The sequence below is a fragment of the Phocaeicola acetigenes genome (genome assembly GCF_027529745.1).
In the GTDB taxonomy this organism is placed as follows: domain Bacteria; phylum Bacteroidota; class Bacteroidia; order Bacteroidales; family Bacteroidaceae; genus Phocaeicola; species Phocaeicola acetigenes.
In genome coordinates this window covers 1-16,437 of the sequence record NZ_JAPZVM010000019.1, presented here as the reverse complement: position 1 = coordinate 16,437, position 16,437 = coordinate 1, and the positions used below count along the sequence as shown (strand labels likewise).

Sequence of the window (16,437 nt, the reverse complement as noted above, 5' to 3'; positions counted from 1 at the left end):
AAAAACGGAAGGCTTCAGCCACACAGAAAAGATGCCCTTTCGAGACACCGCTTTCACCCGGCACCTTCAGGTGACGGGTTCTTTCCAGGGCGGGTAGAAACCGGGCTGCTGCAAATTGCCGGAAAGCAGATCCCGCCGGATGATCCTGAGCCACCGGGAAGGTTCATACGGTGTGAGGTGCTGAATTTGCGAGCCGGATGTTTTATTCCTCCGGACTAAACATAGTTTGGCCAAAGGAAGGAAACATACGGTTTACAGCGTATTCCTTAGATAGGGTGGGAAGGAAAGAACTCACGTTCATTTACAAGCGATTATGACTTTCAGTTATGTAATAACGTAAGAAAGTAATTACGTTACAATGTAACATAATTACTTTTCATATCATATATAGACATCAGTCCGTCACTTATCCGCACATGCGTTTTGCGATTAGAGGAATATTCTTGTTCATCACCTTCAGAATTTCATCATGAAACTCAGAGTTCTTATTATACCGTCCTCTGCATTGAACCACTTTCATTGTCTCCAAAGAGACCTCTATTGTTTCCGTTTTCACTCCGTCCACCATAGCTGAAAAGATAAGTGAATTGTCATCATTGAAATATTCATTTGAAAAGACGCAATGATGCAAGACTTCTCCTTCCTCTACAAATTCTTGAACACTTTCAAGAACACGTATCCGAATATCACCTTCATCGAAAACAAGACCGAAGAATTTTGCTTTTGCTTCCTGATAATGTTTTTCTTGCAGAACAGCTTTCCGTTTCTTTTCCCTTAGCTGTTCTTTTTCATACTCCTCTTGTTTCTTCCGGCTCAATCTGTCATGTTCCCTGTTCAGATTGGAAGGACAAACATAATGAGGGTTTGAAATATCCTTATTGAAGTGTTGCAACAATCTAATATAGTCCAGCCATAAACCAATATCGGAAAAGTTATACTTATGCCGGATGCCGGTCTTAATGGCTTTCCAAATATCATCCGATATATTATTCTTATGAGCAAAGTATTTGAAAAGAGAAATCTGTCCACATTTCAGAAGAGTTTCTTTTCTGTTGTCAGAAAGTATAGCCTTGAATACAGTGTAATGAGACAAATCGAAGGTATCTCCACAATAGCCGTTTCTTATTATCGTGTCGGATAATTGGATTTTAGGATAGATATACATCGCATCTATATCATAATAGAAACTTTCAGCACAACTTCTCAATTCAAGTTCACTATTAAAGTTCCAACTATCATAGTAATAGTTGCTCATACTTCTTTTCAGGGCAATAGTATGGGTAACACCTTTTGGGGTTAGCCATCGCTGAACAACTTCTTTAATTGAATATTGAGCAGCCTTACCCACTCTGAAATCTGCGAAAACTATGAAGTGACGTAATATCTGATATTCCTTTATTGAAATGATGATAGTAAAATACACCTTAAAAGAATAGGTTCTCTTTCTGTCAGTACTTACCTTAAGTTTTCTTCCGCAATGAGGGCATGTTACATAAACCGGAATAGTGGAATGTGTGTCTTTCCATGTATGCGCACAATCGCAACAGGTATAGATACCTTTCGCCGTTCTCTTGGCGAAAGGTTCAATACAATGTCTGTAAGCATACTGCATCTGTCTGTTTGTGATAGGTTTCAATTTCCTTGAAAGTGAAACTATCTCTCTTTGAATTTTATTGGTAGGTTTCATATCAGAAATCGAATAATGTAGGTGCGACAATAGTTTGAGTTTGGGCAGGTTTAGCTTTTTTCCGGTTCTTCATCTTCTGAATTTCTTCATCCTGATACTGACGGATAGCGTTCTGCCTGGCTTCTGCCTTTTCTTCTTCAGTCAATTCTATGTGATGATTAACTACAACCTTACATTGTATCTCCTTGCCTATGTCGATGTTATCTTCATCAAAAAAATGAATACACTGACCATAAATCTCATCATCAGAAAAACCGGAGCAACCTGTACTTTGTACCCAATTAAGTACATAAGTCACGCAATCATCGATATTTTTGTGAGGCTTGTGATAGCTTTGGGCAAAGAGTTCGTCACTCGCTGCCTTATTATCCAAAAAAGCCTTGATAGTCTGTTTGAAGTGTTCTGTACCTTTCATAATTATTCGGATTTAAGTTCTTTGTAACTGATTTTTACCAATAAAAATGCACCATAACAGATGATGAAAAGAAGTACCGATACCACCATACTGGGATTAGCATGTATAAAAACTGCACTTAGGAACATAGCCACTGCACAAATAGCCATGATGACTGAAAGGATAAACTGAACTGCTGCCATATCGCTCTGAATTAGTTGGTTAAACATCGAATTATTCTTCAGCGAGCTTTAGACCTTTTTTTGAAAGATTTCCTTTCCTGTGTCTTTCGCATCCGCTGACTTTTTTTTTAGATTGAGAATCATTCCCCATCTGAGTTTGAGCCTTTTTTTTACGGCATTGTCTTTTCAGGAAAAGTGGAATTAGAAAAGTTTTGAACGAAAAAAATGTTGGGACAGCGATAAGCCGTCATCGTTATTTTTTTCAGGGCAAAGGCTCATAGCCGGAACTCTTTCATTTCCACTAACCCTTATAAATTTGCCGTCAAAAAACAAAGGCTCTCAGATAGGGTATGGGCAGCAAAAACGAGGGAAGCAGGATGCTTTCGGAAAGACACTGGAAAGGAATGGAAGAAGAAAAAGAATGAAACTGAAAAGAACATCCACAGCAAACGGTACAGGGTGCCGGGAATAAGAAGTACCTTCAGGTACTTCATCATCGGGTGAACAATGCGGCTGTAGCAGGCACTCATATCAGACCGGTACGTGGAGCATGTGAAAGATTAAGGTTGTTAAGGCAAATGCCTTAGCTCCGTATCGGACATGGTACGTGCCGGGATATGGGTGCCTTTCTTGACCGGCTCTTAGCAGTCTGTGAGCCTGAGAGCAGAGTGATAAGTGCCAGACAGGGCAAGAATACAGACGGTACCTTAATGGGGTGGTGGGAGTAAGAGAACTGCGTGTACGCAAGAACAACCTGAAAGGCTCTGCCTTACCTTATGGTATCACACCCGGACAGCATACGGAGCACATCAGCAAAGCCGTTGTGCCCCAAGATGCCTGCTGGGTGTGTATGGGTGAGAAATGAGTGGAGTGCATGGTCGGAAACGAAGTCTTTGGCCATGCAGCGGAACGGATGTCCGCTGCCTCTGTCCGAAGGTGACCATGAAATAGTCACCATAGAACAAAGGCAACCGGACATACCTTAGCAGGGTGGTGGGAGTATGAGAACCGCGTTAGGGATAGGAGAATAAAGCCCACAGCAAGGCGAGGACTTGACGCGGATAGCCCGGCAGTTTACTGAAACGCCCAATAAACAGTACAAAATATCACGACAGAATCCTTCATCATCAGGAAGGAAATCCGAGCAAAGTACGAAGTATGAAATTCAGGAATCATACAAGCAAAAAATCAAACTCACTTAAAAGCAGCATAACACATTGTCATTCAAGCAATTCTTCCGAAAGTACCATTTTTATCTGTTAATTAACTCTATAGCCTATGAAATATGACATCAGGAAACGAGGTCTCTCATGCATAATTTATAAATTTGAAAGAAAAAGGGATTATGGCAAGAATAGGATATATAGTGACAGAACTACCAGAACAGCGCATCGAGGAAGACGAACAAAGGATTCAGAAAGAGAACTGCGACTTCATCTACAGGGAGCGGTACAACGTAGAGGGGAAAACTAAAGAGCTGAAGAAACTTATAGACAATCTGAACGACAGGGATGAAGTTATCTTCTTATCAATGGCAAATGCCTTTAAAGGAGTAAGACAGCTTTGTTTATTCCTCAATATCAGTAGAATTAAAAATCTCAGAATTATATTCTTAAGGGACAGGATAGACAGTTACGGAGAGAAATATGAGAGTTCCACCGAAAATCTGCTGCACGCCATATCGACACTGACAGAAGATTCATACGCAATCAGGAAGATAAGGAAACTTTCGGAAAAAAGAGAAAGGAGCAGAAGCCAAGCCAGGCAGCTTCGCAACGAGAAATGCGTGGAGCTGTACAAAGCGGGCGTTCCGACAGATGAGATAAAAAAGCAGGTTGGTTTCAGAAGCAAAAGCTCAGTATTCAGGATTCTCAGAGCCAGTGGGGTGAAGACTGACAGGAGAAGGGATGGTGAGGAATAAAATTCAGCTATCTACTTTTATTAGAGAGTAAACATTTTCAAAAAGCATAAGCAGTTTCTTCTCAAAATCATCGGTAGGATGGAATGAGGAATAAAAAAGTAGTCCGCTGTATGAATTATAGAACATGTCAGAGACTAAAAGAAGATTCATATTGTTTTTAATTTCTCCGTTTTTCTCTGCTATAAGAAGAACATTCTTTATAAGTTCTTTTTCTCTGGCTTCTAGAGAAAGGTATTTTTCATAGAAAGAAGGATGATATCTTTGAGAATTAAGAATAAAAAAAGAAAAGGCACGTGCTGTTTCATCAACAGGAAGCTGAAGGAAATCCTGAATACGACAAAAACGCTTGTGCAAGAAACTTGCATAACTCATTAGAAAGTCATGAAGAGCAAATTTATCAGAGCCAGAAGTCTTAATCATAATATCATCTTCAACTTTAATCAGGTCAAGAAAAAAAGTATCTACAACCAACCGGAAAAGTTCAATTTTATTAGGCGCATAATGATATAAGCCACCCTTGGAAATATTTGTAGCTTTTATCATGTCGTCATAAGAAACATCTTCATAATGACGAGTAAGGAATAATTTGAAAATGGTTTTAAGTATTTCTTTTCTATTCTGCTTCATAAAGATAAGATATTATAGAAGTAAAGATATAAAAAACAAGGGAAATAATAATTTTAAAAAACAAGAAACATATAAAGAATGGTTATTAGCAAGTAAAGGCTCTCGTCAGGAGCCTTTTATGATTACCACACAATCCTCGACTTCGGTGGGAAGACCGAAAAGAGGGTATCGTGTGAAATAGGGTTGCGCTTCTTCATCAGGAGGAGTACAGACAAGTTCCGCACCGATACTTTTCAGCGTTTCATCAATCATCCTGACTTCTTCATCTGTCAGACCGGTCATGTCGCCGTTGAAGATATAACCGAAAGCCCATGTCGGGATTTTCTCTATGCTCTGTTTCATGGTATATGGGTTTTAGATTTGAACTATCTTGTTTATTCTGCCGTGAAGGAAGTTTCTCAATGCTGTCTTGTCGATTGACTTGTATTCGTACCAACAGCCGTACTGATTGACGAGAAATGTCTTCAGGATGTCAGAGAAATCAAATCTCCAGCCTCTCACCGGGATTCCGCTTTTGAAGTAGGTGTTATGGTTCACCTGGTATGAAATCCAGTTCTTTTCCTCACGGCTGAGTTTTTCCTTATTGTTCACTTTCTGACGAAGGATGTAGGCTTTTGCGTCCTTAAGAGTGTCAAGTGCGGGCACTTCCCACAATGCGAATTTTGTTGCTATTGCTGCCATAGTCGTTTGAATTTATGAGTTAATGAATTTATGCGGATCTGAGAGCGAGGGAGTTGAAGTTTCAACCATCTGCCGTATCATTTCCGACATTTTTTTATGCGTCTTCCGGTCGCATCGGTCGTTTCGTTTCGGTGCCTGGTTTGAAGGGCATAGCAGAAGCAAGGTTTTGAGAGAAAATACCTCGCCTCCGGCAGGGAAGATTTTCACTCAAACCGACAGGCCTAACCTTGATGAAGCGGAACAGCCCGATATACCTTTGCACCGCAGAACGGAATGGCCAACTGGTGCGGACGGGGCCGGATGGTGGAGGTTAATGAAGTGAAGGCAGAGAATTTACCTGAATAGTAATTTCTTTTCTGATGATAAAGCAAAAGACAATAATATAACTTATCTCTTTAGTAGATATGAATTATTGAAAGACAGCATACTAAGCTTATAGATTTAGAATAAAATGGCTATATTTGTTATCGAATATGACTTGTGGTGTATTTGATAAAGACAGTTTCATTGACTTAAATATGGAGGAATAAAAATGAACGGGACGATTGATTTTTTAAAGCAGCATGAAAGCAAAACGCCTTCAAGATACCAGGAAAATGCGGAATGGAGACGTGAAAACCGTGAATGGCTTAAATGGTCTCGTGACGTTGCCTTGTCACTAATTGATTACATGGAGACAAATGGAATCAACCGTAACGGGCTGGCAGAACGTCTCGGTGTTACGCCACAATATGTAAGCAAGATATTGTCCGGCAAGGTAAATTTCTCATTTAAAAGTATTGCTGAGATAGAGAACAAACTATCCATCAAACTCATAAGAATTATGGAGCCGGCATAAATGACGGCAATAAAATAAGGGAAGAACAACATGGATAAAGTCTGTTCTTCCCTTATTGTTTTTGATTTTGTTACAAAATCAAAAATTGAAGTATTTCTTTATGTGGCGGAGGAATGGGGTAGGTTCCTTATCGATAGAGTAGGGGTTTCCCCATTTTGATATTCCGGACACGGATTCTGCGTATGTGATGTGCAGGCGTTTCTTTGCCCTGGTCATGGCCACATAGAAAAGTCTTGCGGATTCTCTGATTTCTTCCGGAGTCTTCTTGTCAAAGAACGGATAGATACCATCCGTTGCCTCGAAGATGATCACGTTCTCAAACTCCAGGCCTTTTGCCTTGTGGACTGTAGAGACGAACACCTTTTCTGTTATACATGAGCTGTCACACAGGTCAGCCTCTCGATAGGTAGTTATATCAAGAAGGTGGGCTGAAAGCTGCTCCTTCAGGCTCGGTGTCTTCTCCGGAAAGATTACATCATTACGGAGGAAGCTGAAGATGTACTGCATCTTCGGGTTCGCTGTTATCCACTCCTTCTGTATGAATGTGCCGTACAGTTGCTCCAGCTCGTCAACAAGCAGAGGAGTTTCAAACGACCTCTGGTAGAGACGGCTGAGTGTACCATGATAGATGTCGGCATAGGCTCTGCGGAACAGCTCGGCCACGGCAGAGTTGTTCTGAAGGCAGTCGATGTGCTGCTGCATGTTAGCAGCAAAGATACCCAGGAAGTGGTCAAGCACTGACAAGGTAGCGATGACGTCATCATCGGCCAGATGGGAGTTTTCCCCTTCGAGACCGAAGACCTCCAGCAGGGATTTGAGCTTGTAGGACTTCAGGCGTGGGGCCATGATACGTGCCACCCTGAGAGTATCGAAATACAGAGGATGAACGGTAAAGAAAGAGAAATCACCGCAATCCCTACGGAGATTGTAGTCAAGAATATAACAGTCATATTCCACGTTCTGACCGATAAGGGTACAGTCACCCACGAAATCCATAAACGCACACAGACCGGTCTTACGGTCAACCTTTTCCGCACGTTCATATTCCTGAAGAAGAGGGTTTATAATGCCTCCGAGCATGGCCGGTATCTGCTTGTCTGTGTGAAGGATGATGTTGAAGCGGTCGGTAATCTTCCCGGCATTCACCTTGATGGCCGCAATCTGTACGATGTCATCCTCAAAGACATTCAAGCCGGTAGTTTCCGTATCAAAGATAACATATTCGCCCTGACAGCACCTGTACAGCTCCAGCATGTATGAGCTGCGCGTGTAGTTGAGAAAATCAGACGGCAGCAGGTAGTTATCACGGAGATATTTCACGAAGCGGCGTGCCTCGGAATCTTCATTGAAAATACCTGTCCCGGTCAGGATCTTTGACCATGCCATCATGTTTGAATCCAAGTACACCACCTGCAGATGGGCGAAAAGCAGCTGTGCCTGACGGGTAGTGAAAAGGTCTGTTCCGGAAATCTTGAAGTGGGGGATATTGCGGTCGGAGAGTACACTGGATATCTGGTCGGCATCCTTGTTCCAGGGCACAAGAACAGCCACCCTTTCAGCAGGATACAAGGTACAGAAATTACCAACACTTTCAGCCACAAGCCTTACTTCAGCGTCCTTTTCGGGAGCGGACAAGATGCAGAGAGAATCCTGTCCGGCTTCAGTAAGATTGATAGTCTTGGGCAGGAAATGAGGGTCAACATCAAGCTCCATGTTGGCGTATGTGTTGAAGACATCCAAGAGATATTTAGGTGAACGGTAGTTGAAATAGAGGCGGTGCATATTCTCACCACAGCGTTCACGCAACCATTCAAGCGTTGCGAGCTTTGCGCCTATGAATGAGAAGATTGCCTGCTGCTCGTCTCCGAGATAAAGAGTCACGTTTTCCTTAGAATGGTCAGTAAACAGGTCGATGATTCCGAACTGGAAAGGGGAGAGGTCCTGAACCTCGTCAATCTGAATCCAGGAATATTTCTTCAGCCTGTCCTGATGCTGAGAAGCGTGGATATAGGTCAGGATAAGCAGGTCATCAAAGTCAACCAGATTCCTTTCTTCCTTGTACTGTTGGTATTTTCTTGCAAACTTGAACTGCTGGAGGCAGTCATCCAAGTACTTTGACGGCTGACCAGAAGTATCTACTTTCGGAAAAACAGTACCAGTATAGAGTCCGGCAAAGTTCTCCATCGTGTAATCTAGGGACACCAGCTTGAACAGCGTCTTATAATCAAACGTGCGGAACAGGTCGGTGTGCATCAGGAACTCTTTAGGGCATCCGCTGGCAATCATATATCCAAGGTGCTGCAACTTGATGGCATTGGTAAGAACACGATTGTAGCCATTGCCGGCATAGGAACCTTCTTTCCAGCCGAAAATGGAAGCCATAATAGACAAAGATTCCTGCTCGTCAATGACGGTGGTATCACGTGCCACCACGTTGTTGTCAAAGAGGTAATGCGAACAGAAGCGGTGTACGTTTCCGACAAACAGACTCATTTCTCCTGAAGCCTGAAGCCTTTCGAGTATTCTGGAGCGCATACCTCTGGCCGCCCTGTTAGTGAAGGTCAGGCAGAGCATGTCATCCAGCGACACACCGCATGAGAGGGCACGAACCACCCTTTCGGCAAGGATATCCGTCTTGCCGCATCCCGGAGGAGCCAGAACCAGGTGATAACCGCTGTCGAGGGTAATCACTTTTTTCTGGAACTCGTCATTCTCATACTTCCTGTCGAAAGTATATGCCGGGTATTCGTAGAGAGGGTAGCTGCCTGGAGTAGGGATGCTACCATCTTGGGTATTGGGTGTGTCGGTGGGTTTCATTATATATTTTCTTACAGTTTGTCAGTTATAAGACCGGGATCTATCTCCAACTTCGAGAAAGCGAACAATTTCTTGCCAAGATCCTTCAAAGAAGCTCCTATATGGTAAACCTCTTTATCGTCAACTATCAGGAAACGGTCATGACTATTCCGGTAGGTTCTGATATTGATGGGTGGGTACTGATCATTATGCTTGTCAAGGTCAAGCTGAAGCTGTGCCGTAATCTTCTGTGTATAGATAGTGGCCGACACACCCGGATTGCGTTTGCTCAGCATAAGCAATACAGATTCATCGACATAGTTGTCTATCAAAAGAAGGGATTTTCTGGCGGTTTTGATAAGATCCGTTGCAAACTTGTAGGCATCGAATATCTGTCCGTCAAAGAAGATACCTTCCACTGGCGGCAGTGAGGTACGGACAAAGAAGTCTATCTTTTCCGAATGTAAGGCGACAGTTTTTTCAAGTTGTTCAATACGTTGATTAATAGCATATCCTTTAAGCATATATTCTTTAAGAATGGTATTCGCCCACCTTCTAAAGTCAACACCTCTTCTTGATTTTACTCGAAAACCAACAGATATAACCATATCAAGATTATAATGTTCAGTCTGATAAACTTTACCATCAGCAGCAGTTGTCGCAAATTTTGCGACAACTGGAACATTATCCAGTTCTTCTTTAAGAGCATTATTAATATGCTTACCAATTGTCTTTACATCACGGTCAAATAGTTCAGCAAGTTGTGAACGATTCAACCATACATTATCTCCATCTAACCTAACTTCTAGTCTAAGAGAATCATTAGGCTGATATAGTATTATTTCTCCTTGTTCCATTTTGTTTGGAATTTATACAGAATATTATTCAACAAAGAAATCACAATCATAAACATCTGTACCGGAAGGGAACTCCACCCTTACGCAGTAATTGCCGCAAACTATATATTTTTCTGATACGATAGTTCCGGTTTCTCCAGTATTCGGGTCTGTAACCTGGTAGCCTGGTACCATCTTGGCAAGTTCGGCTTTCATCTTATCTGAGGTAAAAACAGTTATATTACATCCACAATGTTCATAATAGACAAGGCCCATATCCATAGATTGTGTAGCCTGCTCTACGATATCCATGATTTCCTGTTTACTGAGTATAGTTTCAGTTTCAAACTGCTGTACCTTTATATCGGGGAATTTCTTTATAAAATCTTCCTTTGTCATAATAAGTGTTCTATTAATTATGAATTAACGATTTGAAATTATTTATAATAGTGTACGTTTTGATTCTGTAACAGATTCAAAACTTAAGAATGTACCCGTCAGCATCTTTAAAAGCGTTGCAATGTTCTAGATAATTTCGTGTAGCATCAAAGTCATCACCCTGAATATTGGCGCTGAATTGTCTTACACGGGAAATAGCTCTTATAAGGACACTCGGATCATTTCTTCTTGTCAATCTGCGAAGGGCATTTAGATAATCCTCTCTGAATACAGTCGGAATAATAATCTTCGACTGGTCAGCGGCCACCAGTTCCGCATTCATCATAATTCTGGAAATACGGCCATTCCCGTCAGTAAAAGGATGTACCTCGCTAATCATAAATAGCATGAAGAGAGATTTGGCAAATGCATTATCCAATGCCTGATAATATTCAAAACCTTTTCTCAGTGTCCCTCTAACCAGCGTGCAATCCACAAAATGAGTATCACCGGCATGATTATTCTGCATCTTGAACATACCTGGATTCTTTTCAGGGCGAGCAGCCATCATCACCCGATGTCTGTCTTGAAGAATATCTATCAGTTCATCCGATGACGAAGGAACACGTCTCATTTCTCTGCGACTTGCCACGATGTGAAAAGTACCAAGTACGTCATGAGAATCTGCATTGCGAGCAGGCAGCGGCTGTCCGGTTTCTATAATCTGTCTCGCATCCTCTATTTCAAATTCCGTACCTTCAATATAATTGGAGAAATAGCTCTCGAAAAAAGCAAAATTCCGAAAGGCAGATGTTTCAACATTAGGTTCATCTATAGTTTCAAACGGTTGGTTATGCAATGCCTCAAACAGGACACCGAAGAGTTTGACACGCTCAGCATCAAACGGTTCACCGCTTGCTCTGGCCACGGCACCTGAAGAAGTCAATATAGATACTGGTCTTGTAAGTAACAACGCGCCTATGATAGAATTGAGAGTATTGAACTCCTCTTTCATACCAAGCTCCAACGAGCATTCTCTCGCCTTATCCCTGAAATCGTTCAGCCCTTTTTCTCCATTCACCTGAAGATGTTTTTCCAAGTAGTTTTCAATATATTCACGAGGTAAGCACTTAGACACACCACCACGTGAACGACTGGCCTGTAGATTCTCCAATGTTCTTCTTTCAGCACTTGATATATATAGATTCTCTATGAAGGGCATGTCACGTTCACCACCGCCATGTCCTTCCATCAAGTGAACCTTTAAACCCGGAAGTTTCACATTCTTCGTATATTCGTATGTAAGGTAAATATCTCCGGCTTCAGTAGGTTTTAACTCAAAAGCACTCCTATGACTGATTACAGCATGAGGGAAAAGGAAACCTAAAATGCGAAAAACATTGCGCTTGACTATATCCTCCAATGAATCCACCATATTGGGAGTATATATCTTAGATGTTATCTTACGGATACTGCCTTCATTTACCATTTTCTTCCTTTTGCTTTCACTCATATCTATACCAGCGAAAAGGATTTCCGAAATATTCAGTGCGATACTCATATTTTACAAATCAATATTTGCTACAAATATAGTAAATAAGAAGCTCTTTAAATACAAATTAGACCATTTTTAGTTTGATAAGAAGTGGCTTTTGACCATTTTTAGTCGGATAAGACGCAAAGGTCTTCTATGAGTGATTTGTGAATAATTATTTTCTGTTTGGTTGAATATCCTCTTCGGACAGATAGTTATAAATTGTCTGTTTTGCCTTGATGCCGGTTATCTCCATTATCTGCTGTACGGCTGTACCAGCCTTGTAGAGTTGGATGACAGCTTCCTTCTTCGGTTTTTTCATCTTAGTCCCTTCCTGTCTTCCGAACTTTACACCCCTCTTCTTGGCGGCCTCGATTCCGGCTTTGCAACCTTCAAGAATAAGATTGCGGTTATACTCGGCCAGTGATGCAAGTATCTGCATGGTAAACCTGCCGACAGCGGTAGAAGTATCAAGATTGTCCTGAAGGGAAACAAGTTTGATTCGCCGTTGCTCCAGTTTGGCACAAAGGTCAAGCATTTCCTTTACGGATCTGCCTAATCGGTCAAGTCGGTAAATGACAAGTGTGTCATCGGCACGAAGGTAATCTAAGCAAGCAGTCAGACCTTCACGCTTGAACTCTTTTCCGGAGATTTTGTCTGTGAAGATTCGGATGCAACCGGCATTGTTCAGTGCATCTATCTGAGAAGAGAGGTTCTGCTCCCTTGTACTTACTCTGGCATATCCAATTATTTCTCCCATAGTCTAAATTATACTTGATTTTTCAAAGTTATTAGATTTAGACTTAAAAAGCAAGAAAAAAGCCCTATATATATAATGTATAGGGCAAATTTATTTAGTCTATGGTAATCTATAGTTTATTTTAGTCCTTCAAAAGATAATTTAGTAAGAGTTGACGAATATGTTTGTCACAAATAAATCATAAATTTGTGACAATATCCGTTAAAATTTTGTTTTGTCACAAATAAATCATAAATTTGTGACAAATTCAATGTATGAGTATTATAACGCAAATAGAAGATAGAATAAAATCATTTGGAAGGGGAAGCATTTTTTACCCTGATGATTTTTTGGATTTGGGTACATCTGAAGCAATCAGGCAGTCATTGACGAGGTTATGTAAAGACGAAAAGATTGTCAGGGTAGCCCAAGGAATCTATTGCTATCCTCAAATTGATGAAGAACTTGGTCTTGGTATTATTATGCCTACCACAGATGAAATAGCCAGAAGTCTGGCAAAAAGAGACCACGCAAGGATTGTTCCGACAGGCTCTTACGCACAGCATGTTCTTGGTTTATCTACACAAATACCATTGAACTGTGTATATATGACTGATGGTTCAGCAAGACATTTGGAGTTATACAATGGAAGAAAGATAACTTTCAAAAGAACGACACCTAAGAATCTTTCTTTCACCAGTAAATTAGCCATGCTGATAACATTCGCCCTTAAATCTCTTGGCAAAATGAATATAGAACAGACCGTCATAAAAAGAATCCGGGAATTACTGAAAAATGAGCCAAAGAGTGAAGTTATGAAAGACTTAAGTTTAATGCCGGAATGGATAAGGAATATAGTAACGGAAGCTTATGAATAATTATTTTAGTCTAACAAAAGAACAGCAGCAAAAGGTATTACAGGCAGCAGAAAACAAGATAGGATTGCCTGGACAGGCCATAGAGAAAGATATATGGGTAACAACGATATTGCAAATAGTTTTCACCATGTCTTGTGCTGAACATTTAATATTCAAGGGAGGAACCTCAATATCAAAAGTTTGGAATCTGATAAAACGGTTTTCAGAAGACATTGACCTTGCCATTGATCCTGTTGTCTTTGAAATAACCGGAGATATAACAAAGAAGAAAATAAAGAAGCTCAGAAAAGCGTCATCTGTTTATGTAAGAGATACGTTCTATCCTGAGCTACAGCAAGCAATAGAGAATCATGGTCTGGCTGAGTTATGTTCTGTGGAAGTTGAACCTGATGGAGAGGGTGACGGTACTTATCCTGAGCCAAGAAAAGTATGGATTAAATATGACAGTGTTTATCCTTCAGAATTAGATTACCTTAAACCAGTTGTCATGCTTGAAATCAGTGCCCGTTCACTAATGGAACCATGCACTGTTACCAAAGTAAAGAGTATGGTAGAAAACAACTACCCGAATATTCAAACGACACTGGTAGATTCTGATATTACCACTGCCAATGCCGAAAAGACTTTTTTGGAGAAAGCTTTTCTAATACATGAAATGTTCTCTGTGGAAGGACATGGAAGGAAAGCAGACAGAAAATCAAGACATCTGTATGATTTGTCAGAAATGATGAAGCATGGTATAGATGACAAAGCTATAAAAAATGACGATTTATGGGAATCAATCAGGCGACACAGGGAAATATACACTTCTGTAAGTGGTATGGACTACACACCGGATATAAGAAAAAGAATAGTCCTCATACCACGAGAAGATATAATATCCTCGTGGGAAAAGGACTATACTGACATGAAGGATGATATGATATTCGGAGATAAGCCCACATTTGACGAACTTATTTATATGATGAAAACACTCCAAGAAAAGTTTAGAAACACTTAATTTCATACACCCTCTATGATAATGACATCCAATAAATTAAATCTATTGGATGTCATCCCATTATCACATTATAGGAACAGTTAGGATAGCCTATATAAAATGATGTTAAAACACTCGACTCCACTCCCCAAATGTAACCGTTTCATCATCAACATAAACTTCTAAAGAATCAGATGAGACATTGGCAGACACTATATATTCACCTTCGGATCTGTTAAATTCTCCAGTAACACCAATACTACTATAAATTTGATATAATATATCCTCTCCCCAAAAATCCAATTGCCCTATAACAACTATATTTGAACAACCAGAAAATAACTCTGTCAAATCATCTAAAACAACTTGAATATTTTCATAAGTTTTATCAATAAGTAAATGAGCTGCATTAATTTTCCGCTCAGCGTTAAGTCCAATAATAACTATACAACTTGTGATTGTTGTAGACACTACACGTTCATTGCCCTTTACACATTGCATTTCCCCAATCACACCAGTATGACTCTCTTTCAAAATAATCATAATACTATTAAGTTTCAAAGTTTAACAACATTTTCAACGGGAGCATCTCTTCTAATCATAACCCCATCCTCTATTACCGAACCAGGAGCACAATAACAATCTTTTATTTCAATCTGTATAACACCACCTCTATGCTCACCAAAACCAATTGCTTTCGCAAAATTTGTTGTGTATTCTACCAAAGTCGGTATTCTATCATTTGGTTCAGGCATATTAGGATTAGGTACACCTTCACCATAAGCTATATAGTCTGATACCTCTTTTTCTGTTGGAGGGGTGGTGTCAGGATTAGCTGGCGTATAACCACGAGCCGTACGATTTTTAAAGATATTTTCACGCTCAGCCTTAGACCTGCACCCCCTAAACAATTTTATTATGCTCATAACAATATTTGTTTAAATTATTATACCTACTCTTCCTTAGGCTTTTCGGATTCAGCCTATCGTTTGCCGTAAAGATGGAAAAACCGCCCGAATCAAAAAGTAATTGTTTTGTGAAAGGCGATAATTTCTTCTGAACAGAAATTTCGGATGATAATGCATATAATTAGAATAACGGGAGGAAATCAACAATAGATACGTTCGGAAAAAATAAATGCAGTTCAAAAAACGGGAAACCTACAACAAGAAATCATTTTTTAGCTTTAAAGCAGGAAGTATATCCGGATAACTTTCTTAGAAGACAAAGTATAAACAATTAAAATTAAGTATTATGACAGAAAAGGCAAACTTTGCAACTGGAGCAAATTTTAGTTTACTGAAAGTCAATTTCCAAGCGATGTATGAGAAGTCAGAGGATGGTTCAAAAGTATTACTCCTTCCCACCAAAACAGAAAACCCACCTAGTGTATCATTGGGTGAAATGGTGAACGAATTCAAAATAGGGTTTGGAATCGAAGGAGCTGATAAGGTCATTACAGATAAGGTCAATGCAGTCAAGAAGGAAGACAAGTCCATTAATATAAATGAAATTAAGTTCCAGCTTGCTGCAGCTTTCCTTTATATGGAAAAGCCTAAAGAGGAAAAAAAGGATACGCCACAAAATGAAGAGAGCAAGCCAAAGACCGAATATGCATTAGCCATAAATATAGATCTTAAAGATGCACTACCTGATTTCGGCTTCTTTAAGATTAACAATGTTTTCATTGCCGTATGGAATACCGAAAGAAAAGCGGTACTAAAGAATATCGGCGCCGGTGAAATCACTGAAATGCTGAAATTGCTGGATGCATAAGACACCATTCCTTTCAGGTTGGCTGAACTTAGGCAAACAGGAACAAACCTAAAATTCAGCCAACCTGATATTTTATTACTTTTAATATACGGATATTATGAGCGAAAAAATGAATGCGTGCATCATCGCAAACGGCAAGGTGATGAGTTTTCCTGCCATATTGGGCATAACACGTATCAAAGAAGAAACAA

The 16,437-nt window shown here is 40.3% G+C and carries 20 protein-coding genes; 7 read left to right on the top strand and 13 right to left on the bottom strand.

Features of this window, described 5'->3' with window-relative positions; all coding sequences use genetic code 11:
• The coding region (locus O6P32_RS13460) for a hypothetical protein (RefSeq protein ID WP_269879037.1) at positions 1-219 on the top strand (219 nt) is incomplete at its 5' end.
• Positions 220-406: 187 nt separating this feature from the next.
• On the opposite strand, the gene O6P32_RS13455 is transcribed toward O6P32_RS13460, so the two are convergent.
• The 3 genes from O6P32_RS13455 to O6P32_RS13445 are packed head-to-tail and all read right to left on the bottom strand — an operon-like array spanning position 407 to position 2,311.
• Positions 407-1,636 carry a PcfJ domain-containing protein gene (locus tag O6P32_RS13455; RefSeq protein ID WP_195477612.1) on the bottom strand — a complete coding sequence of 410 codons (1,230 nt, stop codon included), beginning with the start codon at positions 1,634-1,636 and terminating at the stop codon, positions 407-409.
• 52 nt (positions 1,637-1,688) lie between these two features.
• Positions 1,689-2,102, bottom strand: a complete 414-nt coding sequence (locus O6P32_RS13450; RefSeq protein WP_117893660.1) for a PcfK-like family protein — start codon at positions 2,100-2,102, stop codon at positions 1,689-1,691.
• Between the two features lie 2 nt (positions 2,103-2,104).
• Complete coding sequence (locus tag O6P32_RS13445) at positions 2,105-2,311, bottom strand: hypothetical protein (RefSeq protein ID WP_269879036.1); 207 nt, start codon at positions 2,309-2,311, stop codon at positions 2,105-2,107.
• A gap of 670 nt (positions 2,312-2,981) precedes the next feature.
• Between O6P32_RS13445 and O6P32_RS13440 the strand changes: the two genes are divergently transcribed.
• On the top strand, positions 2,982-3,128 hold the full coding sequence (locus O6P32_RS13440; protein WP_269879034.1) for a hypothetical protein: 147 nt from the start codon (positions 2,982-2,984) through the stop codon (positions 3,126-3,128).
• Positions 3,129-3,608: 480 nt separating this feature from the next.
• A complete protein-coding gene (locus O6P32_RS13435; RefSeq protein WP_195651906.1) occupies positions 3,609-4,184 on the top strand; it encodes a hypothetical protein in 576 nt (191 codons plus the stop codon).
• A gap of 3 nt (positions 4,185-4,187) precedes the next feature.
• Here the strand turns inward: O6P32_RS13435 and O6P32_RS13430 are convergent, their stop codons facing one another.
• The 3 genes from O6P32_RS13430 to O6P32_RS13420 all read right to left on the bottom strand — a co-directional run bounded on the left by O6P32_RS13430 (position 4,188) and on the right by O6P32_RS13420 (position 5,492).
• Positions 4,188-4,811, bottom strand: a complete 624-nt coding sequence (locus O6P32_RS13430; RefSeq protein ID WP_117893656.1) for a TetR/AcrR family transcriptional regulator — start codon at positions 4,809-4,811, stop codon at positions 4,188-4,190.
• A gap of 105 nt (positions 4,812-4,916) precedes the next feature.
• Positions 4,917-5,153, bottom strand: a complete 237-nt coding sequence (locus O6P32_RS13425) for a DUF6926 domain-containing protein (protein ID WP_087211663.1) — start codon at positions 5,151-5,153, stop codon at positions 4,917-4,919.
• 12 nt (positions 5,154-5,165) lie between these two features.
• Entirely contained in the window at positions 5,166-5,492 is a 327-nt protein-coding gene (locus O6P32_RS13420) for a molybdenum ABC transporter ATP-binding protein (protein WP_117893653.1), read from the bottom strand.
• 532 nt (positions 5,493-6,024) lie between these two features.
• On the opposite strand from O6P32_RS13420, the gene O6P32_RS13415 reads away from it, so the two are divergent.
• On the top strand, positions 6,025-6,330 hold the full coding sequence (locus O6P32_RS13415) for a helix-turn-helix transcriptional regulator (protein WP_269879030.1): 306 nt from the start codon (positions 6,025-6,027) through the stop codon (positions 6,328-6,330).
• A gap of 78 nt (positions 6,331-6,408) precedes the next feature.
• On the opposite strand, the gene O6P32_RS13410 is transcribed toward O6P32_RS13415, so the two are convergent.
• The 5 genes from O6P32_RS13410 to O6P32_RS13390 form a co-directional block, all read right to left on the bottom strand.
• Positions 6,409-9,147: a 3'-5' exonuclease gene (locus tag O6P32_RS13410; protein ID WP_269879029.1), complete on the bottom strand. Its 2,739-nt coding sequence runs from the start codon at positions 9,145-9,147 to the stop codon at positions 6,409-6,411.
• A gap of 11 nt (positions 9,148-9,158) precedes the next feature.
• A complete protein-coding gene (locus O6P32_RS13405) occupies positions 9,159-9,983 on the bottom strand; it encodes a virulence RhuM family protein (RefSeq protein WP_237471058.1) in 825 nt (274 codons plus the stop codon).
• Between the two features lie 24 nt (positions 9,984-10,007).
• Positions 10,008-10,361 carry a hypothetical protein gene (locus O6P32_RS13400; protein WP_229084552.1) on the bottom strand — a complete coding sequence of 118 codons (354 nt, stop codon included), beginning with the start codon at positions 10,359-10,361 and terminating at the stop codon, positions 10,008-10,010.
• Positions 10,362-10,437: 76 nt separating this feature from the next.
• Complete coding sequence (locus O6P32_RS13395) at positions 10,438-11,901, bottom strand: Fic family protein (RefSeq protein ID WP_117893627.1); 1,464 nt, start codon at positions 11,899-11,901, stop codon at positions 10,438-10,440.
• A gap of 148 nt (positions 11,902-12,049) precedes the next feature.
• Positions 12,050-12,634 carry a recombinase family protein gene (locus O6P32_RS13390; protein ID WP_117893624.1) on the bottom strand — a complete coding sequence of 195 codons (585 nt, stop codon included), beginning with the start codon at positions 12,632-12,634 and terminating at the stop codon, positions 12,050-12,052.
• Positions 12,635-12,888: 254 nt separating this feature from the next.
• Between O6P32_RS13390 and O6P32_RS13385 the strand changes: the two genes are divergently transcribed.
• On the top strand, positions 12,889-13,491 hold the full coding sequence (locus tag O6P32_RS13385) for a DUF6088 family protein (protein ID WP_269879026.1): 603 nt from the start codon (positions 12,889-12,891) through the stop codon (positions 13,489-13,491).
• Complete coding sequence (locus O6P32_RS13380; protein WP_269879024.1) at positions 13,484-14,491, top strand: nucleotidyl transferase AbiEii/AbiGii toxin family protein; 1,008 nt, start codon at positions 13,484-13,486, stop codon at positions 14,489-14,491. Before O6P32_RS13385 ends, O6P32_RS13380 begins: the two co-directional genes overlap by 8 nt.
• Positions 14,492-14,596: 105 nt before the next feature.
• Here O6P32_RS13380 and O6P32_RS13375 read toward each other — a convergent pair whose 3' ends face one another.
• A complete protein-coding gene (locus tag O6P32_RS13375) occupies positions 14,597-15,013 on the bottom strand; it encodes a hypothetical protein (RefSeq protein WP_269879023.1) in 417 nt (138 codons plus the stop codon).
• A 14-nt stretch (positions 15,014-15,027) separates the two neighbouring features.
• Positions 15,028-15,396, bottom strand: coding sequence for a hypothetical protein (locus O6P32_RS13370; RefSeq protein WP_269879021.1), 369 nt, complete (start codon positions 15,394-15,396; stop codon positions 15,028-15,030).
• Positions 15,397-15,724: 328 nt separating this feature from the next.
• Between O6P32_RS13370 and O6P32_RS13365 the strand changes: the two genes are divergently transcribed.
• On the top strand, positions 15,725-16,246 hold the full coding sequence (locus O6P32_RS13365) for a hypothetical protein (RefSeq protein ID WP_269879020.1): 522 nt from the start codon (positions 15,725-15,727) through the stop codon (positions 16,244-16,246).
• Positions 16,247-16,437 lie beyond the last annotated feature (191 nt).